This is a genomic window from Pseudophaeobacter sp. 1A09344 (assembly GCF_041008745.1).
In the GTDB taxonomy this organism is placed as follows: domain Bacteria; phylum Pseudomonadota; class Alphaproteobacteria; order Rhodobacterales; family Rhodobacteraceae; genus Phycobacter; species Phycobacter gallaeciensis_A.
The window spans coordinates 189,703-210,344 of sequence record NZ_JAXGFS010000008.1 but is presented as its reverse complement, the minus strand read 5'-3'; the positions used below and the strand labels follow the sequence as shown (position 1 = coordinate 210,344).

General features: G+C 60.1%; 31 protein-coding genes. 6 read left to right on the top strand and 25 right to left on the bottom strand.

The genetic code is table 11. The annotated features are described in order from the left end of the window. Positions 1-3: 3 nt before the first annotated feature. From SM765_RS15405 to SM765_RS15285, 25 genes are all read right to left on the bottom strand, one after another. Complete coding sequence (locus SM765_RS15405) at positions 4-231, bottom strand: hypothetical protein (RefSeq protein ID WP_368981599.1); 228 nt, start codon at positions 229-231, stop codon at positions 4-6. A gap of 21 nt (positions 232-252) precedes the next feature. Further along, complete coding sequence (locus SM765_RS15400) at positions 253-546, bottom strand: PAAR domain-containing protein (RefSeq protein WP_368981598.1); 294 nt, start codon at positions 544-546, stop codon at positions 253-255. After that, complete coding sequence (locus SM765_RS15395; protein ID WP_368981597.1) at positions 546-1,019, bottom strand: phage baseplate assembly protein V; 474 nt, start codon at positions 1,017-1,019, stop codon at positions 546-548. Before SM765_RS15395 ends, SM765_RS15400 begins: the two co-directional genes overlap by 1 nt. Further along, positions 1,019-1,795, bottom strand: coding sequence for a hypothetical protein (locus SM765_RS15390; protein ID WP_368981596.1), 777 nt, complete (start codon positions 1,793-1,795; stop codon positions 1,019-1,021). The genes SM765_RS15395 and SM765_RS15390 overlap by 1 nt, the downstream gene beginning before the upstream one ends. Next, the gene (locus SM765_RS15385) at positions 1,795-2,166 is read right to left on the bottom strand and encodes a hypothetical protein (protein ID WP_368981595.1); all 372 of its coding nucleotides are present in this window, start codon (positions 2,164-2,166) and stop codon (positions 1,795-1,797) included. The genes SM765_RS15390 and SM765_RS15385 overlap by 1 nt, the downstream gene beginning before the upstream one ends. Then, a complete protein-coding gene (locus tag SM765_RS15380) occupies positions 2,166-2,552 on the bottom strand; it encodes a hypothetical protein (RefSeq protein WP_368981594.1) in 387 nt (128 codons plus the stop codon). Before SM765_RS15380 ends, SM765_RS15385 begins: the two co-directional genes overlap by 1 nt. A 113-nt stretch (positions 2,553-2,665) precedes the next feature. After that, complete coding sequence (locus SM765_RS15375) at positions 2,666-3,664, bottom strand: major capsid protein (RefSeq protein ID WP_368981593.1); 999 nt, start codon at positions 3,662-3,664, stop codon at positions 2,666-2,668. Between the two features lie 13 nt (positions 3,665-3,677). Further along, positions 3,678-4,058: a head decoration protein gene (locus tag SM765_RS15370; protein ID WP_368981592.1), complete on the bottom strand. Its 381-nt coding sequence runs from the start codon at positions 4,056-4,058 to the stop codon at positions 3,678-3,680. Positions 4,059-4,061: 3 nt separating this feature from the next. Continuing rightward, positions 4,062-5,132 (bottom strand): head maturation protease, ClpP-related, encoded by a 1,071-nt coding sequence (locus SM765_RS15365; RefSeq protein ID WP_368981591.1) that lies wholly within the window; start codon positions 5,130-5,132, stop codon positions 4,062-4,064. 17 nt (positions 5,133-5,149) lie between these two features. Continuing rightward, positions 5,150-5,410 carry a hypothetical protein gene (locus SM765_RS15360; protein ID WP_083464354.1) on the bottom strand — a complete coding sequence of 87 codons (261 nt, stop codon included), beginning with the start codon at positions 5,408-5,410 and terminating at the stop codon, positions 5,150-5,152. Further along, positions 5,407-6,987 (bottom strand): phage portal protein, encoded by a 1,581-nt coding sequence (locus tag SM765_RS15355; RefSeq protein WP_368981590.1) that lies wholly within the window; start codon positions 6,985-6,987, stop codon positions 5,407-5,409. The genes SM765_RS15360 and SM765_RS15355 overlap by 4 nt, the downstream gene beginning before the upstream one ends. Beyond that, positions 6,984-8,954, bottom strand: coding sequence for a phage terminase large subunit family protein (locus SM765_RS15350; RefSeq protein ID WP_368981589.1), 1,971 nt, complete (start codon positions 8,952-8,954; stop codon positions 6,984-6,986). Before SM765_RS15350 ends, SM765_RS15355 begins: the two co-directional genes overlap by 4 nt. Then, on the bottom strand, positions 8,954-9,679 hold the full coding sequence (locus tag SM765_RS15345; RefSeq protein WP_368981588.1) for a hypothetical protein: 726 nt from the start codon (positions 9,677-9,679) through the stop codon (positions 8,954-8,956). The genes SM765_RS15350 and SM765_RS15345 overlap by 1 nt, the downstream gene beginning before the upstream one ends. Before the next feature lie 220 nt (positions 9,680-9,899). Then, on the bottom strand, positions 9,900-10,466 hold the full coding sequence (locus tag SM765_RS15340; RefSeq protein ID WP_368981587.1) for a phage tail protein: 567 nt from the start codon (positions 10,464-10,466) through the stop codon (positions 9,900-9,902). A 536-nt stretch (positions 10,467-11,002) separates the two neighbouring features. Next, a complete protein-coding gene (locus SM765_RS15335; protein WP_368981586.1) occupies positions 11,003-11,770 on the bottom strand; it encodes a S1 family peptidase in 768 nt (255 codons plus the stop codon). Positions 11,771-11,868: 98 nt separating this feature from the next. Continuing rightward, positions 11,869-12,051, bottom strand: coding sequence for a hypothetical protein (locus SM765_RS15330; RefSeq protein ID WP_368981585.1), 183 nt, complete (start codon positions 12,049-12,051; stop codon positions 11,869-11,871). Positions 12,052-12,631: 580 nt separating this feature from the next. Next, positions 12,632-13,498, bottom strand: coding sequence for a transcription termination/antitermination protein NusG (gene nusG / locus SM765_RS15325; protein ID WP_368981584.1), 867 nt, complete (start codon positions 13,496-13,498; stop codon positions 12,632-12,634). Beyond that, positions 13,495-14,082, bottom strand: coding sequence for a hypothetical protein (locus tag SM765_RS15320; RefSeq protein WP_368981583.1), 588 nt, complete (start codon positions 14,080-14,082; stop codon positions 13,495-13,497). Before SM765_RS15320 ends, nusG begins: the two co-directional genes overlap by 4 nt. A 238-nt stretch (positions 14,083-14,320) precedes the next feature. Beyond that, the gene (locus SM765_RS15315; protein ID WP_368981582.1) at positions 14,321-14,968 is read right to left on the bottom strand and encodes a hypothetical protein; all 648 of its coding nucleotides are present in this window, start codon (positions 14,966-14,968) and stop codon (positions 14,321-14,323) included. A gap of 1 nt (position 14,969) precedes the next feature. After that, positions 14,970-15,509, bottom strand: coding sequence for a hypothetical protein (locus tag SM765_RS15310; protein WP_368981581.1), 540 nt, complete (start codon positions 15,507-15,509; stop codon positions 14,970-14,972). Beyond that, entirely contained in the window at positions 15,502-15,894 is a 393-nt protein-coding gene (locus tag SM765_RS15305) for a hypothetical protein (RefSeq protein ID WP_368981580.1), read from the bottom strand. Before SM765_RS15305 ends, SM765_RS15310 begins: the two co-directional genes overlap by 8 nt. After that, positions 15,891-16,535, bottom strand: a complete 645-nt coding sequence (locus tag SM765_RS15300) for a hypothetical protein (protein WP_368981579.1) — start codon at positions 16,533-16,535, stop codon at positions 15,891-15,893. Before SM765_RS15300 ends, SM765_RS15305 begins: the two co-directional genes overlap by 4 nt. Further along, on the bottom strand, positions 16,528-16,752 hold the full coding sequence (locus SM765_RS15295) for a hypothetical protein (protein WP_368981578.1): 225 nt from the start codon (positions 16,750-16,752) through the stop codon (positions 16,528-16,530). Before SM765_RS15295 ends, SM765_RS15300 begins: the two co-directional genes overlap by 8 nt. A gap of 62 nt (positions 16,753-16,814) precedes the next feature. Next, positions 16,815-17,327 (bottom strand): DUF1937 family protein, encoded by a 513-nt coding sequence (locus SM765_RS15290; protein ID WP_368981577.1) that lies wholly within the window; start codon positions 17,325-17,327, stop codon positions 16,815-16,817. A gap of 352 nt (positions 17,328-17,679) precedes the next feature. Continuing rightward, on the bottom strand, positions 17,680-18,096 hold the full coding sequence (locus SM765_RS15285; protein WP_368981576.1) for a hypothetical protein: 417 nt from the start codon (positions 18,094-18,096) through the stop codon (positions 17,680-17,682). A gap of 84 nt (positions 18,097-18,180) precedes the next feature. Here SM765_RS15285 and SM765_RS15280 point away from each other — a divergent pair, with 84 nt between their 5' ends. The 6 genes from SM765_RS15280 (at position 18,181) to SM765_RS15255 (ending at position 20,631) form a co-directional block, all read left to right on the top strand. After that, positions 18,181-18,492 carry a hypothetical protein gene (locus SM765_RS15280; RefSeq protein ID WP_368981575.1) on the top strand — a complete coding sequence of 104 codons (312 nt, stop codon included), beginning with the start codon at positions 18,181-18,183 and terminating at the stop codon, positions 18,490-18,492. A gap of 74 nt (positions 18,493-18,566) precedes the next feature. Beyond that, positions 18,567-18,902, top strand: coding sequence for a helix-turn-helix domain-containing protein (locus tag SM765_RS15275; protein WP_368981574.1), 336 nt, complete (start codon positions 18,567-18,569; stop codon positions 18,900-18,902). A gap of 499 nt (positions 18,903-19,401) precedes the next feature. Next, positions 19,402-19,779 (top strand): hypothetical protein, encoded by a 378-nt coding sequence (locus tag SM765_RS15270; protein ID WP_368981573.1) that lies wholly within the window; start codon positions 19,402-19,404, stop codon positions 19,777-19,779. Continuing rightward, positions 19,779-20,108: a hypothetical protein gene (locus tag SM765_RS15265; protein WP_368981571.1), complete on the top strand. Its 330-nt coding sequence runs from the start codon at positions 19,779-19,781 to the stop codon at positions 20,106-20,108. The genes SM765_RS15270 and SM765_RS15265 overlap by 1 nt, the downstream gene beginning before the upstream one ends. Next, positions 20,105-20,395 carry a hypothetical protein gene (locus SM765_RS15260; protein WP_368981570.1) on the top strand — a complete coding sequence of 97 codons (291 nt, stop codon included), beginning with the start codon at positions 20,105-20,107 and terminating at the stop codon, positions 20,393-20,395. The genes SM765_RS15265 and SM765_RS15260 overlap by 4 nt, the downstream gene beginning before the upstream one ends. Further along, positions 20,392-20,631, top strand: a complete 240-nt coding sequence (locus SM765_RS15255; protein WP_368981569.1) for a hypothetical protein — start codon at positions 20,392-20,394, stop codon at positions 20,629-20,631. The genes SM765_RS15260 and SM765_RS15255 overlap by 4 nt, the downstream gene beginning before the upstream one ends. Positions 20,632-20,642 lie beyond the last annotated feature (11 nt).

Here is a 20,642-nt window from a genome sequence, read left to right as displayed (position 1 = left end):
CAGTCAGCCTTCAGACTTGTCGCCCTTTGTCGCGGGCTTTTCCGCGTCTGCCTTCGGCTTTGCCGCAGCCTTGGCGGCAGCAGCCTTCAGGCCCGTGCCATATGGCGGCAGGTAATACTTCGCCTGCAGCGGCGTCAGGGTGACGGTTTCACCAACGGTGCGGTGCACGCCACCGATTTCACGGGCTTGCGTCACTTCATAGTCCGCCGGGGCGGGTTTCGAATTGTCCATTTGTCTCTCCTTGGATTAGGGCTATCCGCCCGCAAACACATCGCCAGACCCGCTGGCGACACTTGACCCGCAGTCCACCGGATCACCGATGCGCCCGATTTGACGCCCGTTCACAAAAACCGTTCCCGACCCGCTGGCCAGCGCGCCAGCGTGGGTTTCGGGTATTGCCGGGCACGTATGTGGTGCCCACGCATCGCCCTGCCGATGGACGGCAATGGCATTTGCAAAAACATCGCCGCTGCCTTGCGTGCTACCGCGCGGAGGCCAGCAACCGTGCCCCGTGCAGCTATCGCCTTTTCTGGTGACCGCAGGCATCAGTTCAGGTCGATACGTGGCGAATTCAAAACAATTCCACCATCCGTCAGGGTCACGGTGCTGCCGCCAACCTTGAGAACCATGGAAGCCCCCCCACCACTTATGGTCACACTGGCAGCCCCCACCGATGCCAAAACATATTCATCACCAGCCCCGGAAGGCCGACCGTTCGCATTTGAATTCAGGCTCCCCTGAATGCTGGCATCATGCAGGTCTCCGGATTCCGAATACAGCTTGACCTGCTGACCCACCGATGGCGGGTTGTGGGTCTTATTCGCACCCGCTGCGGGTTCTTCCCACGGTATCCAGCCGGTCACGAATGGCGCATCACCGTCCAGCAACCGCACCCGCGCCAGACCCTTCGCCGCATCCACTTCTTCGACCACCCCTGTGCGGGACTGCGACCTGATGCGCCTTTCCAACTCACTGACACGGCGGCGCAGGTCATCAATGATTTCCGGCAGGCCCGCCATCAGACCGGCACCGCTTCATTGACAGCATCGGTCACCACCACATCACGGCCCACGCCCCCGAAGGTGTAGAGGCGCAGCGACTGCGCATCGCGCGTGGTCATGCCTGTCAACCGCTCGAAATCTTCATAGGCCCTCGACGCCGGGTCACCTACCAGCTGCTGGAACAGCGCCAACTGCGGCACGCCATGTTCCGCCATCAACGCCATAAAGCGCGGCCACGGGCCACCTTCCACCAAGGGCTGGCCATGACGCGGGTCAGCAAAGACATCGACCGTCAGCTTGGTCTGCCCTGCAGCGAGGCGCACATTTTCCGCCGAACTGCTGGACCGGACGTGTTCCTTAGCCACATAGGCTTGTACGAAATCCCCGAAGACCTGCGCCCACGGGTTGTCCGGGTCGTTCAGAACACGGCTGATTTGCACATCCAGCGCATCCAGAACCGCTTCCAGATTGGCGTCGGTCGCCGGGAACAGGTCCACGATTTGCGTTTCCCCGGTTTCCTTGTTCGTTTCGGCCATCGTGACCGACACGCCGCAGTTGAACATGATGTCCACCCGGCCATTCGACCGCAGCCCGGTCTGACCCAAATCTTGGGCCTTGGCCGCATCGGTATAGACCGCGATGAAGGGGCGCTGCTGGTCGCTGCGCAGCTGACCATCCGCCGTCTGGTCGATGGCAGAAATCTGACTGTCCAGCACGTTGTCACCGACCAGCGTGCCACCAGCCTTCAACGCTTGAACCGCCGCTATCCGCAATGCCATCATCGTCAGAGACATCAGTTCGCATCCCCAAGTTCGCAAATCAGTCGAAGGTGCGACCGGTCATCGACCGACAACACTTCGAACACCGGCTGGCCATCACGATCCAGCGCCACCACCTTGTCACCCTTGCGGACCACCAGCGCGGTATGCACCGCGCGGTCGATGCGCAGATGGCCACCATCCGCCGTTACACCGGCGCGGGCGTTGTTCCCGCGACCGAAGTTCATCCGCTCCGCATCGCGGTCACCCGTCCGCAGCACGGCGGTGAATTCCAACGCATCGCGTTCCGGGTCTTTACGACCATCAGCCAGTGGAAGATGTCGGACGGCTTCCGACCACACATCATCCACTTCGGCCATCAGGTCTTTGCGAAGACTGCTGTCCATCAGGATGCAGGCTGCAGCGCGGTCAGTTCTGTGACCGCTTCATCCAGTTCTTTGGTCAAGTCTTCCCAACCTTCATCGCCTTCGGACATTTCGCCCAGCTTGGCGTTCAGGTCATCCACGCGGGCCTGCGCAGCTTCCAGCTTGGCCGCAGCTTCCGCAGCAGCCTTTTCTTCAGCGGACTGCCCCCCGGATTTCTTCGGCGCGGCCTTCTTCGGCGCGTCACAGAACGCCGCAAAGCCATCCTGCACCACGTGGTTCGCATAGGCTTCGGGAAGCTGGGTGGGTTCCCCGACCTGCATCTTCTGGTCCTTGTCTTCGCCCATCACATCGCCGGGCACGGTGGCATTGCTTTTGAAGGCCACCCACTTCTTCTTCGACTGCGCCATGATTGTCTCCTTCACAGGCTGAATTCCGAAGCGCCGTGCGGGCGCTTGGGGATGCAGCCAAAGGCCCGACAGTTTCCCGCCGGGCCTTGCTTCACTGTCCTGTTCGAAAGCTGTCAGGCGATGGTCAGCTTTTTCAGCACGCCGGGGCGGGTGCAGAGCGAAATCGCGTTCATCTGACTGTCCAGATGACGGCCCTTGCCATTCGGCATCGCATACTGGTGCGCGTAGCGCGGAAGGCCGATGGTGTTCACCGTTTCTTCAAGGTCCGCCGGGGCGAAGCGCGTGATGAACAGATCCGGCACACCGACCGGGAACACCCGCGCTTCATTCGCTGCGATGAAGGCCGCGCCGCCATTTGCAGCGGTGGCTTTCTTGCCGGTGCGGTAGCGTTCGAAGGTGACCTTGCCGACCGTGAACACATCCGGTGCACCGTCGCGCAGCCGATAGCCCATATTGTCGGCAAGGAAGGTTTCGCGCACTTCCTTCTGGTCCCACAGGGCATCGTGGAAATCGCGGCCACACATCGCGTGGATGTGGTCATAGGGCGCGTCCAGTTCATCTTCGATGGAATAGACCACATCGCCCTTGATCTTGGTGGCGATACCTTCCACCTGCGCATTGATGCCAAGCGCAATCGGCGCAGGCACGGCAAGGCCGAAGCGGTCATAAAGGTTATGCAGCACCTTGCCTTTGCCGGACAGAATGACACCCTTGATGGCCCCGACCCGCTGGTGTTCCAGCGTGGCGTCATGCGCCCGCGCGTGGGTGGACAGCTTGGAATCGACCCGGTTCTGGACCGTTTCCAACTGGTCATCACTGCCGAACATCCGCACCCCTTGGGTTTCATCGGCCAGCACGGCATCATTGATTTCGTAATGGTCGATTTCGAACGGGATGACGCGGCGGTCATCGTCACCGATGGTCTGACCGGGGCCACCGCGCGGGGTCGGCTCGATCAGCGCCAGCGTTCCGTTGTGTTCTTCGATTTTGATGGTGGTCACGGCCACGCCATCTTCATCGAAGATGCCGGTCGCGCCAAGCTGGCCCGGCACGAACGGCTGATTGTTGATTGCAGCCGTCAGGGCCAGCACAGAAAATTCAGTTTCCCACATGGTCCCGGTCTCCTTAGCGCACGCGGATGCCGACAGCGTTCAGCTGCGCCACCTTCGCATCGGTTTTGGCTTGATCGTCCACCGAAGCGTCGAAAGACAGCATCGGCAGCTTGGCTTCGGCATCGCGGTCGATGGCGGTGACTTCCACCGCTTGGTCGGTCGCATCGACGCCGTAGGCCAGAATGGCCACGGCGGTTTCGGCACCTTCTTTGCCGACCACTTCGGCAGCGGGCGCGGGAACGTATTCGCCGGTGGCGGTCACCTTGCCCAGAACGGTGCCAGCGGCCAGCTTGCCTGCGCCATTGGCGATGGTGACGATGCTGCGCGAACGGCGGCCTGCGGCTTCAGACAGCAGGAACGCCAGATTGCGGGTCTGCATGGTTGCATTTTCCATGGCTTATGCCTCCTTTCCGGCACGGCGGGCGGCATAGATGCCCCCGGTGTTGATGGTGGCCTTCGGCTTTGCCGAAGCGCCCGGCGCGGGTTGCGCAAGGTCAGCGGCGGCACTGCGGCTGGCCTGATACTTGGCGGGGTTCGGCGCATCGTCGGCCTTCGCCTGCGGTGCATCGGTTGCTGCCGCCTTCAGCGCCGCAATGGCGTCATCGGCGGGCATGTCGGTATCGAAGGCCAGATGCTTCGCAAGGGCTTCATGCCCCTTTGCCGCATCGGCTTCGGTGATGGCTTTGATGCGGGCCTTCACATCCGCAGCGCTGGAAGCACCAGCGCCGCCGGTCGGCTGACCGGGGGCCGGATTGGCGAATGTCTTGTCCGCCGCTTCGGGTTTGGGTGCCATGGTCGGTTTCTCCTTTTCATGGTCCGGGGGTTGCACGGCGGACGCCGCGTTTCGGGTCGCAGCTTCGAAGGACCACTTTTCCTTCTTCGCCATGGCCACGAGTTTCTTGGGGGCGTGGGAATAAACCCGGTAATCGAAGGCAGCGACAGCCTTGGCGCGGCCCCCTTCGGTGTCGGTCGCGAACCCGCGTTCCACCGCTTCCGCGCCAGTCAGCCACAGTTCCGCCTTCATGTCTTCGCGGATGGTTTCGGCATCTTCGCCGGTTTGTTCGGCGTAGATGTCAGCCATCAGGTCAGCCAGCTTGTTCAGCTGTTCGGTGGACTTCTCGTGGTCGCCCGCGTTGCCCCACGTGAACTTGGCTGGGTCATGGATCATCATCAGGGCACCGGCCCGCATGGTGATTGTGTCACCCGCCATGGCGATGACCGAAGCCGACGATGCCGCGATGGCATCGACCACCACGGCAACATCGCCGCGATGTGCCTTCAGGGCGTTGTAGATGGCAATGCCGTCATCGGTATAACCGCCGCCCGAATTGATGCGCACGGTGATGTCCGCATCACGCCCCAGCATCGCCAGCGCGTCGATGACCTGCGATGCGGTAAAGCCATCACCCCAAAAGTCATCCCCGACGAACCCGTAAAGAACGAGTTCGCCATCCACCAAGATGGTCATGTCTGTCTCCTTGTCGGTCAGGTGAAGCGGAACCGCTTCGCATGTCTGGTGCGGGCCGCGCCGCCGGTCTTCCGGCGACAGGCGTTTTCGTATTCCGCAATCAGCTGTTTCAGGTCATCCAGCCGCGCCCGCTGGAATGTCACCTCTTCGCCGTCCATGCGCACGGTTTCCCTCAGCTGGCCCGCACTCAGTCGAATGCGAACCTTGCGCAACGCATCGGCCATCGCGCAGGGGTCATCCATCTGCACGACATCTTGGCCAACCTTCATCGTACTCATGGGGCAGGCTCCGTTTCGATGACAGGCTGCGCATCACGCGCCGCATAGGGCGATTCCATCCCGGCATCGACATAGCGCTGGTGTTCGCGCTGGCGCTGTTCAAACAGCGCATCCGGGTCCACCCCAAGGTCGCCGGTTTCATTGGCGATGGAACTGGTGCCGTTCGACAGCCGTTGGGTCGAAGCCCGCGCCGACTTGTAATCGTCTGCCGTGGGCTTCGCTGGCCCCTGCCAGTTCGCAGCTGCCACCCGGTCGCGGTTCGCGCGGAAGGCTTCATATCCGCCCTTGAACGGAATGCGGCCTTCGCCCACTTCTTCATCCAGCCAGTTGCCATAGACCATCTGGCACATCGGGGCAGCGATGCGTTCGCGCCGCCGCATCACCACCGCCCAGATGGACGCATTTTCCATGCGCACGCTGGAATAGGTTGCGGCGGTGTGGTCCATCGTCAACCCGCCATAGGTGATGCCGATGGTGCGGGCCATGTCGCGGGCAAGGCTGTTCGAAAACGGCAGGAAGTCCTGACCGGGAACCTTCGCGGTTTCCATGCCCAGCTTTTCGCCGGGGCCAAGGTGCGACACCTGCGGGTCCGCCCCAACCGAAATCCGGCTTTCCGCCGCCCGGTCCAGCTGCGCCCCAAGGAAGTCCAGATACTCCTGCGCATAGCCCGTGCCGCCTTCGCTTTCCTTCAGCACTTCCAGCGCCTCATAGGCATCTTGGCTTGGCGCTTCGGAGGTCAGCGTGATGGCAAAGACCGTCTGCAGAATGGCCATCTGCAGGGTCGCATCATCCAGCATCTCCGCCTGAATGTGCTTCCGGAAGGCCGGTGCCAGCAGGGAAATGCCACGAACATCAGTGGCGTCCATCGGGTCAAAGACGTGCATGACCAGCGGGCGACCATCGACATCGAAGGCGGCGTAGTCGCGCTTCGACTTCAAACCGCCGGTGACGGTTTCAAACCGGTAGGACACCGGACGGCCCTTGCCATCGTGATGCACGCCTTGGAACAGACCATCCAGCGGGCTGGTGTCCTGCACCAGCCGGGGCGGCGGAACAAGGCACAGCTTGGTGCCGCTGGTGATGCCATACCGGCTGCGGTCGCCTGCGGTGAAGAAATCGAAGACGCCGGTTGCCTCGCCATAGGCGATGTGCCACCGCAGCCCGATGTCCACCATCTGCGGACCCGTCAGCTTGCCACGCATGTCGCATTCGCGGGCGTTGCGCCAGTAGGCCCGCCAGCGTTTCTTGACCAACCGAATCCAGTCAGCCTTTTCCTTTTCGTCATAGCCCATGCCGGACAGGTCGGGGTCAGGCGTCAGGGTCAGACCCACGCCCACCGTGTCGGCCAAAACTTGGTCGGTCGCACCCTTCAAGCGACCGCTGTTCTGGATCAGGTCCATGGCCAGACCTGCAGCCCGCGACCATGACCGGCGCACATCGTCGCGATGGCTGGTCAGGGGCGCGACCCGACTGGCGATGACACCACTCTTGGTGTCACGCATATAGCGGGCGGTCGGGCGCGAAGACCGTTCAGCCGCCACCAGTGGCGTTCCGTCTGGCTTGATTAGACCGCTCATCGCGTCCTGTTTCTCCACTTCGACCGCGCACGCTCTTTGGCCTGCGCTTCAGTTTCGTCTTCGGCGGGCTTTTCATCCGCCACCTGTTCGGCCTGCGGCTGCGCCGCCATCAGCAGGTCTTCGAAGTCGCCCTGCACATCTTCCGGCGGGCGTTCGCGTTCCGTCATCAGGCGGTCCCATTCGGTGTCCGGCAGATTGCGCACCCCAAGGCGAATGGCCGCAGCTTCCGCCTGAAGGTGGGTGTCCAGTCCTTCGTTCGCTTGGTTCGGGTCTTTCACCCACAGATACCGGGTGAAGCCCGATTTCGCCTTCTGTGCCTTCCGGCTTTCCGCCGTCAGCTGGCGAAAGAATTCATCTTCCAGCCCTTTCGGCAGGGCGATGAACCCGCGTTCTTCCGGATCTGTTTTCTTCAGGTTCCGATAAAGCCCCATCTTCAAAACCGACGAGGCGAAGTTGAAGAACCGCTTCGAATAGCGGACAATCTTGCCGCGTCGGTTCCGTTCCTTTTTCACCTGCGCCAGCAGCGGGGCGCTTTCAGGATGCACACCCCGCACCATGATGACGCGGGATGCCGTGTGCCGACGCGCCCAATCCCACACGTCTTCGGTGTAGGCGTTGCCGTCGATGGCCAGCAGGTCAATTTCAACCTTCCGGCCATAGGCGTTCCGAAAGCCCTGCCGCAGCAGGCCGTTCAATTTCGACTGGCACCCTTCATCAGAAATGTGCCCGTTAAACACCCCATATTCGACCACCGCGCGGCGCTTGTTCTGGCCCCACGCGACCACCTGCCATTCCACCCGGTCACCCTGACAGTCCACACCACAGGTCAGCAGCGGGAAGCCCGCAGGGATGGTGCCGTGGGCATAATCCGATTCCGACGCGCGGTCGCGGATGTCTTCCCATGGCGGCGCTTCACCCAAGACGCGATAGGCTTTGCCCACCACGTCATTCCAGAAGGTCTGTTCCTTTGGTGGGTCGCCCTTGGCCGACAGCCATGACCGCGCGATGCGCTCAAAGGACTGCAGCAGCGAATAGGCCGACCAGATGTAGAATGACCGGTGCACCCGCTTCATCTTCGGGTTCGCGGCGATCCACTTGGCCCCCCGCAGCATCTTCGGGCGGTGGTGTTCTTCAATCGAAGCGCCGCAGCCTTCGCAGGTAAAATGTGCCCGTTCTGGATGGTCTTCATCCAGACTGGCCAGCATGTTTTCCCATTCCAGCACCTGCATGTGGCCGCATTCGTCATGCGGGCACGGCACGTGCAGAAATTCCTGACTGCCGGACTCGAAGTTCTTGGTGATGCGACACCCCGGAACCACCATGGGTGTCGAAATCTTGAAAATCTTGGCGAATTCGTAACCCTGACTGCGGCTGTCCGCTTGGGTTTCAGGGTCGCCAGCGCTGTTCATATCCCACTTGGCAAGGTCATCCTGAACCTGCCGGGACATGGACACCTGCGAAAGCGAAGCGGGCGAATTCGCGCCTGAAATCTGGATAGCCCCGCGACCGTCGCGGCGCTCTTTGTAGAAAACCGAATCCTGCCCGTCTCGGGCCTTCATCGGGAAAATCTTGCGCAGCGCCGTGGTGCCTTTCAGCATCGGGGCCAGCTTCATCTTCGACCACCGCCGCGCGTTTTCGTCGGTCGGGTGGACATAGAGAAAGTCGCCGGGGTCCATGTCCATGGAACCGCCGGTGAAAATATTGGCCAGCACCGTGCCGCCCAGCTGCGCTGATTTCGACAAGGTGACAACCCGGCAAGGGTCATCGGGCGACAAGGCCCGCAGGATTTCGTCAAAGTAGCTGAAGCGTTCCCGGTTGTACGGGCCGGGCAGCGGACTTTCCCGCGACGAAAAGACTATGTTTTCTTCAGCCCATGTCAGGTAATCGACAGGCGGCGGCGGGTCGATGACATCCGCCAGAACATCGTGCGCCATCCATTCGGCGCTTGTGACGGCGACATCCAGCATCAGGCATCCAGTTCAACCGAGGTGGCCACGTCCTTTTCCACTTCATCCGCGCGGGCGCGTTCTTTCATCGCCGCCGTCTTGCGGACCTTTTTGAATTCCGCCCGCAGCAGGTGCAGGACATCGCGCTGCGGAATGTCGAACTGCGCGGCCATCGCAGCGGCAAAGTCCGGCAACGCACCTTCAAAAATCTGCAGCATCATGCCCGCGATGCGGGCCATTTGTTCGCGGGCATCTTCGGCAGACATCAGCATGCCTTGCCGAAGTGCTTCATCCGCCGCCTGAATCCGGTTGCGCCGCAGCTGTTCTTCCAGCTTTGCCCGCTTCAGCTGGTCTTCGACCGTATCGGGCTTGGGTGCCGCCGGGGTCGATGACGCGGCAGGCGCTTCGGGCGTGGTCTGTTCAACCGGGGCGGCTTCGGCCATCGGCAGGCTTGGCTGCTGGACTGTCGCGGGCACGGGGTCTGGCGCGGCAGCGGGCTGCACCTGCGGTACGTTATCCACCGTGGTCCGCGTTGCGATGCCATTGCCAAGCGATTGGCCGATGTCACGGTTGCGCCGGACCTGTTCAACCGCGACCGGGTAAATGATCTTGCCGGACTTGCCCGGCTTGGTGAACGCATCGTCGCGCAGGATGTCCTTCGACTTCCACTGACTGACCGCCGCGCGGCTGACCCCCATGGCCCGCGCAAAATCGGCCTGCGACATTTCCTGATGTGCTGGCTGCATCTGTGCATGTCCATCCTGTCCGGGGCCGGTGGGGCAGGTATGTTAAGCGCCCGGCGTTAAGTGAAATCCCCTTATTGTTAAGGCTTTGCAAAAGCCGTCTGACTGCTGAACCCTCGGGCCGCTTCCGCACCGTGTGGTTTCGAGGCGGGGTACGGTCCCTTTTTTCAGAGGCCGATTTTGACCCACCTCGACCCCGTATGCTTGTACTCATATCGCCCCGTCACAGCCCCAAAAGGCGGCTGATTTCGTGATCCAACCGGCGGGGAAGCTGCTCAGACACGGTGCGGTCGAATGCCTTAGCGGACGCGCCTTCGACCATCTCCGCCGGGATAACCACACCCGATGGCAGTTTTTCGATGGGCTTTCTGGACGCGCCTACGCGCTGGAAGACGTGCCCGCCCATGTTGAGTTCGACACGCCCGCGCGCAAAGCCACCACCACGCAAGAACGCCCCTTCATACAGTTCCCGCTGCCCGCGCACGAAAGCTGTCACACCCCGGCGGGTTTCGCGCGGCTTGAAGTATTTCAGCGAAATGTCACCGCCTGCACCGTAGATGGTATAGGTCAGATCACCTTCGCGGGATGGATCCCGGCGCACGATGTTGCGTACCATTTTCTGCGGCATGCTGGTTTCCTTGGCGACCGTGCGAATAACCTGCGTGCGGGCCATGTCACCGGTTCTGTTCAGCGCGCGGTTCACCGCCTTCGGTGCCTTCTGCCCCAAAGCCCCCAGCATGTTTTCGAACCGCTGCAGATCCCGCACATCGATGTTGCTGACGCTGAACATCCCATCCCTTCCAAAATCTAATGCGTGCAGGCGCGGTGCATAGTCGTGGCGCATCACGCATCTAGCCTTCAACCGCGCAGGCTCAATCGGCAGCAGTTGCGCCCGCCACCGAACCCCCTTTGGTTCTTTTGGCCTATCGAACCACTGCACGCACAAAAAAGGCCAGCCGCAGGATCTGCGACCGGCCCTCAAACCGATGGACAAGTGAAAGTTCAGATGCGCTTCATTGCGGCATCCATTGCTGGCGTTTACGTCTCACACAAACATTCGGATACAAAAAAGGCCCGCGCTTTTCAGCCGGGCCAACATCATCCATTGCAGCAGCAGTGTCAGAGGCGGCAGCGCGTTCGCGTGGGAGCCTCGACATATCGGAATGCAGATCAAAACGGGTGCATTACGTGCGCCTTAATCCGCCCGGAACCATGACATGTGTCTTTCAACAGGGGTCACCGAACCTTCGACAATTCCGACTGTTAAGGGAAGATGATGTATTCCGTCAACCCCCCTTAACAAAATCGAGTGGCACTTAACAGAGATCAATCCGCTGTATAATAGACACCGCCATCCGCTATTTCTTTTAAAACACTGGCTTTCCAAACGATTCCTATCTGTGCGCTTAAATCACCCGCTTCCAAAACTCGACCAGAATAAACCCCTTCCAATGTTGTGACGTGCTGCCCCATTGAACGTTGACCATTTTGTAAAAGCCCGAAGGTTTTCTTGGTAATGACTGCCGACCCCGACATGCCACTGGTACTTGCGGTATCCACAAGGAATTTTGGAAGTCCATCCACATCCATCATCGGTTCTGACGCCACAGTTCCGCGCTTCCAAAGTGGTGTTTTATTTACCCCCAACCCCAAAGGGTATCCCAGAAGAAAGGCATCATCGCCTGACATAAGCATATACGTGTTGTCCTGATTTTCATTAAAATGCAGGACGCCAGTTAGAGGAACGGCGCTCACGTCCAGCATGGCCACATCGACCGCGCTTTGATACGTTGGATGGATAAGCCAAGGCGTTCGCTCCCCGAGCTTCCACTCAAACTGCACTGATCCTGTTACCAATTTCCCACCCGCGCTTTGTATGACCCCCGCACTTAGCCGGTCCGGCAAGGCCAAATTTGGGTCCAAGCATTTATTATCAAGGGCGTTTCTACCCGACATTACATGCCAGTTGGTGACAAGGAAAAGGCGCTCGCCATACTTCCAAAAAAAACCCGAAGCACTGCTCAGCTGTTTGCTTTGAAATGCAAGATCCAGCTTGATGCTCGCCAGTGATGCTGCACTTAATTTTCCCGACATGCTTGTTCCCCTATGTATCGTTTTATGCAACTCACATGAATTTCGAAACCAATGCTCAAAGATAAAGAAAGGGGCGGTTTCCCGCCCCTTCCCTGTCTTCAATCTTTGCGCTGTTTCTTCAGGAGAACTATTTCATCCCGAAGCCTCAGCATGTCCGCCCGGTCTTCTCGCATTTCAGCGCGCATGCGGCGCGTTTCCATGTAGAGAATGAAAGTCACGCCAAGCGCAGAAAGTGCAGCGATCATTTCAAATAGGTCGGTCAAAAAGTTCAGTTCTGGCATAGCCTGCCTCTTGCAAAGCTGCCGGAGGCCCAAACTGAAGTATTATTTTTGGCATGTCCAAACCTCGCGGCTAGGGTATGCCCAGCTTTGATGATGGGTCTGGGTTTGGCCCACTTGCAATTGCATCGTTCGTGCGTTCACGGTTGCCGGAAATTTGCTATGAGGAAAGCAGACTCTTGGATCTGTTCCCTCAGGAGATAAACTTACAGCACCCGAAGACTTCTGCGCGGCGGACCACTCACATTCCGCCTATTGCAAACACCAGAGCATGAACCAACTGCACCGCTCAAGCTTGAAAAGCGAGCCACTGAAAGTGCGGCGAGGCTATCCAGCACCAAGACCAAATGCTGGTCGGATTTAGCCTCAAACTTTCAGCCTATGCGTCCTACGAAATGTCCAAATCTGGTATCACCGTGCGGCGGCCAGCCCGGATAGCCAACCACCTAGCGGCGGCCAACCCGGATAGCCAACCACCTAGTATTTCATCTGTTGGTATCAGGATGACTTTTCAAGGGCAGCCCAATAGATTTCCCAAAAGTTGGGGCGGCGTCGAGTGAACCGACCTATTGCCAACGCCAAATCACTTCGCGCTCTTGCGCCACGCATTCCAGCGCTCAATCGCGCCGCCTTCGCTTTTGGACCCCACCGCCGCGCGCCGGTCGCAATTGCCACAGATGACGCAATGGCCATCCGCAGCACGGATGACCTGCGCCATCTGGTGGCCGCATTCGCAAGGCGTAAGGCGCGGGTCGGCAACCTCTCCCCCCCTTTCCTGCGCCCGGCTGATTTCGTGCTGCATGGTTTCGGACACCGGCAGCTTGGACAGGGGAATGTCCAGCGGCGTGTCGCGCCCGAAGATGCTGACGAGGCCACGGGCCGTTTTTTCCGACACATCCACCACGGTGAAATCGAAATCGGCAAATGGCCCATCCGGCACTTTGACCACATCACCTGCCGCATACCCCGCCTTCATCATCCGGTAGCATTCGAGCGACAGTTCTCCGCCACCCCACTGCCGCATCAGCCGGACAATGCGGGCAGGCGGAATGGCGACCGGGCGACCACCGGTCCCCATGACCCCAACCACCACGTCCAGTTCCATCAGGCGGTGCCAGCGCGATTCATCGGCCGGCCATCCGACAAACAGCCAGTCGACCAGCTTTGGCTTCGACACCAGCTGCTTCTCTGGACTGAAGCGGTTCTTCCGGCGCAGCACCTTTTCGATAGGCAGGAATACTTCGAACCCCGCCCGGCGCAGGATGTGTTCGGGCAGAAAGACACGTTTCCCTGTGCCATCGACCCGACGCTTGCGCAATCGGCGTTGTCGGTCGCGGTAGGCTTCAAACTCCCCCCCGACCGTGATGGTTTTGATTCCGCCCACCTGTTTGCGCACAACCCGGACAGCGTACCATTGCAAATCCTGCGCCTCGATCTTGCCCATCATCATGCCGACCCCCCTGCGACCAAAGCGGTGATTTCCTCGCACTTGCGCTGCGCCTTGTTCCGCCCCGCCAGCCACGCGCGGTCCTGATTGGAAACGGGCTGGCCAGACTGTTGACGGCGATTGATTGCATCTGATTTGCGCAGCGCGGCTTCGGCTTCGGATTTGATCCCCCCCACATCACGCGATTTGGGCCATTCGCGGTGCTTGCGCAGGAACCGCAGCAATTCCGGCCCCCATCCGTCCGCCATGGCATCCCGCCCCAGCGCCGCCGCGAACACGCCGCGCATCAGCGGTGATGCCTCATCTGCGGGCGGCTGAATTTTGGCCGCGCGCTCAAGGATCTCATTGGGGATCATCATCTGGTCGCGCCCCTTGCCCTTGGGATTGGCGGCAACCTCTTCCTCCAAGGCCGCAAGGTTCAGTTCGGACATATAGGCCAGCTTGGGGCACAGCACCTTTGCAACCATCCCGTCAAAGTCCGATTGCTTCGTGAACCCCTTCGGCTTTGCCAGACCGCGCGCCAGCAGCGGTTCGACCAGCACGGCCCTGACCCGTTTTTCACCGTTCGCCTGTTCAGCACTGTCCATCCATCCTGCCTTTCTTCATTGCATTTGCCCCGGTCTCAAATGGCGTGTGGGTTGCTATTGGGGCGCTTTTGGCAATTTCGGTTTCTTATTTTTTCTTCTTCTGTCCTTTCAGCCCGGAAAAATCCGGACGGAACGAGGCGCAAAACGTGCAAAATCCATCCAATACCTTCCGATTTTCTTCCGGGTTCGTTCCGGGTTCTTTCCAAGTTCCTTCCGACGGAAGAAACGCGGAACGATTTCAGGCGCTGAATTCAGACTGCCAGTCGATGCCTTCCCGCATCAGCGAGAACGCTTCCAGCGCCTTACGGATCAGCGCGGGGCGGCGCTGTCCCATGGCGTCGAAGTGATCCACCATGAACTGGTCGAACTGCAGCACCAGCGCCTTGTCTTCGGTCATGCCCTTGGGTGCGCCACTGCGCAGCATCTTGTCCGGCAGGGCTTCTAGCCGCTTGCGTTCGCGTTCGGCTTCGCGCTTGGCCAGCCGGTCTTCGCGCAGCCCAAGGGCATCCTGCGCGATCTTCAGAACCACCGGGTGATACAGACGCACGTAGCCATTGTCACAGCGGCATTGCTTCCAGTTGTAGAGCGGCCCAATCGGGCGCTCCATCAAGCGCCGCCATTCTTCCAGCGATTCCCCGGTAAGTCGCGCCAGCAGGCGTTCATCAAGTGGCAGCGTGCCAACCGGATCTTCTTTTTGCGCGATGTTGAACAGGTCGAACCCAACCGCGCGGACCTCCTTGTCCGCCAGCAGGCGAAATTCCGAATGCAGCCACCAGTCAAACCGCCACGTGATAAAAAAGTGGCTGTCCAGACGTTCGCCGGATGGGATGGGATAATCAAAAAGGTCATCACTATCGACCAGCCTGATTGTTCTTGCCGCTTCCATATTACTGCCCTCCCTTCAAATTGCGTTCTGCCATGTCCAGCGCGCTGGACATGTGTGAAAGTGTCAGGTCCGGGCTGGGATCTTTCAGGCTGATGATCGGCTTGGGCCGTGGGGCACCCGACCGCAGGAAGCGCCGAACTCTTTTCACCGCATTGTGCGCCTGCTCAGCCCGCGCCTTCATCGACCGGGCGAACAGCAGGGCGTTCCGCGCAATCCCGCGCGCTGTTTCCAGATCCCGCGTCAGGCCCTGAATTTCAGCCCCCACCGGGTCAGGGTCGCCTTGAACCAAATCCGCCAACCGGACCAGCTTTAAGGCATAGACACCTGCAGGGGTGAGCCGACATTCGAACCCGCCGCCTTCGGCTTGGATTTCCGCCACCAGCCCCTTGTGGTGAAGGGCGCGATAGGTATGGGCACCCATCAACGCATCGCCATGCTCGGCAATCATCGCCAAGGCGGAGACTTGCGCCCGCGACAAAGCGAGATTGAATGAGCCAGACGTGGAATACTCCTTGAACCTATCAAGTGATGCGTCAGACATCCTGCCTCCTTTCGGACGCACGTGCCATGCGGTCGCGATACCATTCCGACTGCAGCCGGGTGATGTAGTTGCGACCGGCGCGGGACAAGGCCCGAAGCGCGGCGTCTTCCTCTTCATATTTCCCCATGCGCCACGCCAGCAGGGCGGGCGCGGCCTTCTGACCGATGCGCCGCATTTCGGCTTCATCCATCTTGCGGCAGGTTTCGCAGCAGTAGCGCTGCCAGCTGCGCGATGGCGCGAAGGGTCGCGAACACATCGGGTTCAGACACACGCCGGGCTTGACCAGTGGAAATTCCGCCAGTTCGCGATGCGCGGTGACGTGAAAGGGTTCTAGGTCGAAATGCGCCGCCGGTGCATTGGCAAGGCGTTGCGCCGGAAGGGTCATGGTGCCGACCCCCCTTGATTGTGGCGCACAGCGCCGCTGTCAGCATAGGCCATGGCCGCTGCCAGAATGCGTTCGCGACCGCGCTTGGATTTGCGCTTGATGGCCTTGGCAATGAATTCTTCATCCTTGAAGCCAAGTGCGCGGCTTGCGGCCCGCATCGATGGAAAAGACAGGGTTCCGATCTGAAAGGGTTTTGATTTCCAAGGATTGCACCGTTGCGGACGAGCCACCCGGTCCGGGTCGCCGTCGGCCAAAGCCGCCCAAATCGTATGCGGGCAGCAGTCAAAATGCTTCGCCGCGTCATGCACGTTGTCAAAGTCCCGACCTGCGATCCTGACCGGCATGGGTTCCGGCCCGGCCCGCCCGGTTCCGACACGATGCAGGGTGCCGTTGCGATAGGCCGCACGCACCGTGTTCGGATTTACGCCAAGCGCCCGCGCAGCATCGCTGAAGTTGCCATAGGTCACACCGCGAATGGTGACAGGCCGAGTGTCTGGCCGCGTGCCCAAAGCATCAATACGACCACGGCGGACAGCCATCCGCACCTGACCGGCAGTGACCCCCAAGGCTTCCGCCGCCGCGTTCGCATCAGCATAGACCGTGCCCCGCACGTTGATGTCGCTATACAGGCGCTTACCCATGACGGCCCCCATCCAAAGGATAAGGACGCGCGGACAGGCCATAGGCTTCCAGCTGCTTCAGGATATTCGGAACCACGCGCAGCCGGTGCCAGCGCTGTTCGACCGCGATGCGTGGGCGGGCCAGCCGCACTGCAATGTCCGTGAAGTTGTCGCCCGCAGCCCGCGCCTTCAACAGCGCGCAATCATCCGCAGATGACCCGCGGGGGTGAAAAATCATCGCAAGGCGTTCCGCCGCTTGGGCGGACTTGGACCGGCTCGATGAAACGCTGGCGCGTGCGGTCACAGGTCACCCCCGAATTCCGACCCTTCGGCCACCAGATAGACGGGCATATTGTTTCGCAGTGCCCAGCCAGCTTCGCGCCAGATACCGCGTGACATATCCCAACCCTCCATCGCCGGGATGATCACCGATCCGCTGGCCGCCAGCATCGGCTGGCACCAGCGCGACCAGAACACATCATCCAGCGGGTCAAGCTGGCGCTCCACATCGGCATTCAGCATGGCGCACCCGATCAGGATGGGCGATGCAACCGAGACCCCCTCAATCGCGAAGGCCCGCGCCCAGCGGGCGGTGCGAACTTCAACATCAGCGGAATGCGCAGCATCCCACTGCATCCCATCATCATGCACGAGCCGAGTGTAGGGCGTGGCCAGATAGGTCATCCGTCCGGCAGCGCGGCGCACTACTTCGAAAAACGGACAATCCACATGCAACAAAACACCGCTGGGGAATGCTGCCTTCAGCCAGTCCCAATCGGGATCGCGGGGAAACATGACATCGACGCCCATCATGCTTCCTTCCCGCACAAAGCGGCATGCAGATCAGGCCAGCGGGTGCGGGGCAGCGGGAGGAAATGCCGCCCCGCACCACTGGCAGCACCGTTGCGAGCGGCACCACCACAAGAGCCAGCCCCAGCAGGAGGAGGGCTGACCGCGCCTTGCGCCTGTTTTGCGTGGCCGACAATCTGGCCCACCACGCGTTTAGTCACCGACTGGACCGCAGACCTATGCCCGGCGACAGTCAAATAGTCCGGGTGATTGCGGAACGCATCGACCACGGCACCTTCGACCAAACGCCAAAGCCGTGCATGGTCGCGGCGCTTCAGAAAGGCGGGGTGGCGGGCGGAAGGGCGACGAAGGCGCGTCATTCAGCACCCCCGTTTTCAATCGGCTTTTCCAACCGTGCCCGCGCCCGACGCATGGCGAACATGGCGTCATCAATTTCCTTGATGGCCTGAGCACGTTCATCGGCGCAGGTCGATTGCTCCGCCGCCAGAATGGCAGAAATCGCTTCGCCGCTTTCCTTGGCGATGCTGGATCCATCCATCAACAAGCTGCCGCCGTCATCCACGGGTCGCTCTTCCAGTCGCCGCGCCAGCATCCGGGTGACAGGATACCGCCCTGCCGCATCTTCCAGCGCAATAACATCGGCCACCGTCCAATCCAGATTTCCGCTGACTTTTTTGCTGACCGTACCCTTGCTGGAACCGCCGCCCCAGCGGGCATTAAAAGTCTCTGCCACCGCGTCATAGCAGCCAAGCCAGTCCACAAGTGACTTCATGTTTGCGCGGACTATTTTGCGAAAATCAGGCATCGGAAACCTCGTTTCCTATGCACGCGCGGGGATGCGGTGCAGGGTGAACGCATGAAACAAAAAGCACATACCCACGCATCAGCTGGCCCTTTTCATCGACACGCCAGCACCATCGGCGTCGTCGGCGTCGTCGGCGTCGTCGGCGGCATCTGCGGGCTTGATGAAATTGAAAAGGTTATCTGGGCAGGCGATGTCATCTTCGCGACAAAGCATTTTAACCACCGCATACCACTTGGCAGGAAAAACACCGGACACAGCTGCGTTGCTGATGGTGGTCACCCCAACACCAAGGCATTCCGCCATGCGTTTTCGGCCAAGTTGGTCACAGACTTCGGATGTGTTTGTCATGAAAAAGACAGGTAGTCCATTTTTTATGGACTGTCCACATCCATTTCATATCCGGTTCATTTTTTCTGGACAATGCGTAGAACTAGATCATGGATATTGAGCGCAAAGAGTACATCGCCCACCGTGGCGACATGGGCGTGAAGGCAAGTGCTATTCGCGTGAAGGCGGCGCGGTACGTCAGCGGCTTCGAAAAGCAGCAGGAATTCGCCCGCGCCTGCGGAATCTCAAAGACTTCGTATAACAATATTGAAAAGGGGCTTCAGTTTCCAAATAGGGACGTGATGAAGTATCTGTACCGCGCACACCGGATCGACTTTAACTTTATTATGAACGGCGATTTCGCCCAGCTTCCCGCTGACGTTCAAGAGAGCCTTTTTGGCGCACTCGAACGCGCAAATAGTGAATGGGATCAAACACAAAATTAAGGTTCACTCCGAACCAGTTTGCAACCCTTGCCAATCTATATGTGAGCGGCCTCCGCATCCAATCCTCCGAATTTAGAACAATTAAGGAACGTGCGCGCAGCACAACTAAAAACACTCAGGTCGGCATCGCCCACGATCGCCAGCGGCGTGAACATCAGGCGACCCCGCAACACGCCACGCCTCAAACGGTACAACCAATATTAGATAGATTACCGTAAACTTGCGCCTTGCGGCTGCGCCGATCACATCAAAGCGATGCTGTGAAGATTGGCGCAGAGCGCGTCGGAAGCGTCCATTTCCGCGCCCGCGCAGCGATGCGCTCAAACCTTGATGGGATGCGCAGTCAGCCACATCTCCCCCCCCCTTAACTTCAGGAAACACGCGCGACAGCCATCCGCGTAGCGCGCCCATCGCACCGTGATCCATATAATTTGGATTTTTCTCTTGCAAGTCCATTTTTTTTGGATACCCTGCCTTCCATCAACCGATGGAGGCAGCGATGCATACGACAGAAGCCACGCCGAATGTCAGCGATGATCTGCTGGCAAAACTGGCGAACCTAACCAACCCACCGCAGCCCGGCGATTTCGACGTGGAAACCTGCGCGAAGCTGGCCGCAGTTCTGCCAGAAATTTGCGGTGAACTGCTGCGCTGGCGGCAGACCGCCCGCAATCGCCCATTCGCCTTGGCGCTGGCACTCCGATCAGAAGCCATCGCCGCCAAGCTGGACGATGCCCGCAACGCGATCCGCGCTGCCGGGCCGACCCATATTCGCGAACTGGCCGAAGCCTGCGAAACCATTTTGCGCCATTCCACCGACGCCACCGAACGCGCCGCTGCATCCGATGTTCTATCCCAGATGCAGGAGGCTGCGTGATGGAAGCCCTGCACAGCCGCCTTCCCGCCTTCCTGCAGAACTTGGAATGCCTGTCCGCCGATGGTCAGATGGACGCCTTTGTGAACGAGGTGCTGGAAACCTTCGGACGGTTCGACCCGCCCGCTGGCGACCGAACCCATCGGTGGGAACTGGACCTGCACGGCATCTGCGCTGATGGCGCGACCGAAGAAGAGGCGATGGCAAACTGGAAACGCTTGGCCCGCCAGCAGCGCACCTCGGAAGACACCGACAATGCCGGTTTAATTGCGGCTCACCCAGCCACCCCGCAGCTTCCGTCCTGCGCAACTTCGGGGGGCGCATCGTCGTGACCGACCGCAGGACACCACATTTTGCAGACATGCCTGCCGCGCAACAGGCTGGCATACTGTGCAACAACCCCTCGTTTCAGAAATTCGCAGCCGTGCGCTGCGGCTTTCCCGGTGATGCATTCAACGCCAGCGGTGCCGCTGAATACCTGCGCACCTGCTGCAATGTGAGCAGCCGTCGCGATCTGAACAGCGACCAAGCCGCCCGCGACCGTTTTGACCGTCTGCGCACCGAATTCGATGCGTGGACAGGTCGTATTGCAGCCCCCGACAGCAGGAGGCGCACATGAAACACCCTGATGAAATGGCCCATGAAATGGCGCAAGTGAATGCTGCCGCCCCGATGGGTTCTCGCTGGCTGCACCTCAAAAGCGGGGTTGAATACGCCGTTCACGGGCATTGCTTCCTTGAGGCAAGCGCGACACCGGCAATCCTTTATGCGTCCACCACTGATGGCGAAAATCCAATTTGGGCGCGAGGCGCTGACGAATTCTTGGATGGCCGCTTCGAACTCAAGACCATCTAACCTCAAGGGGG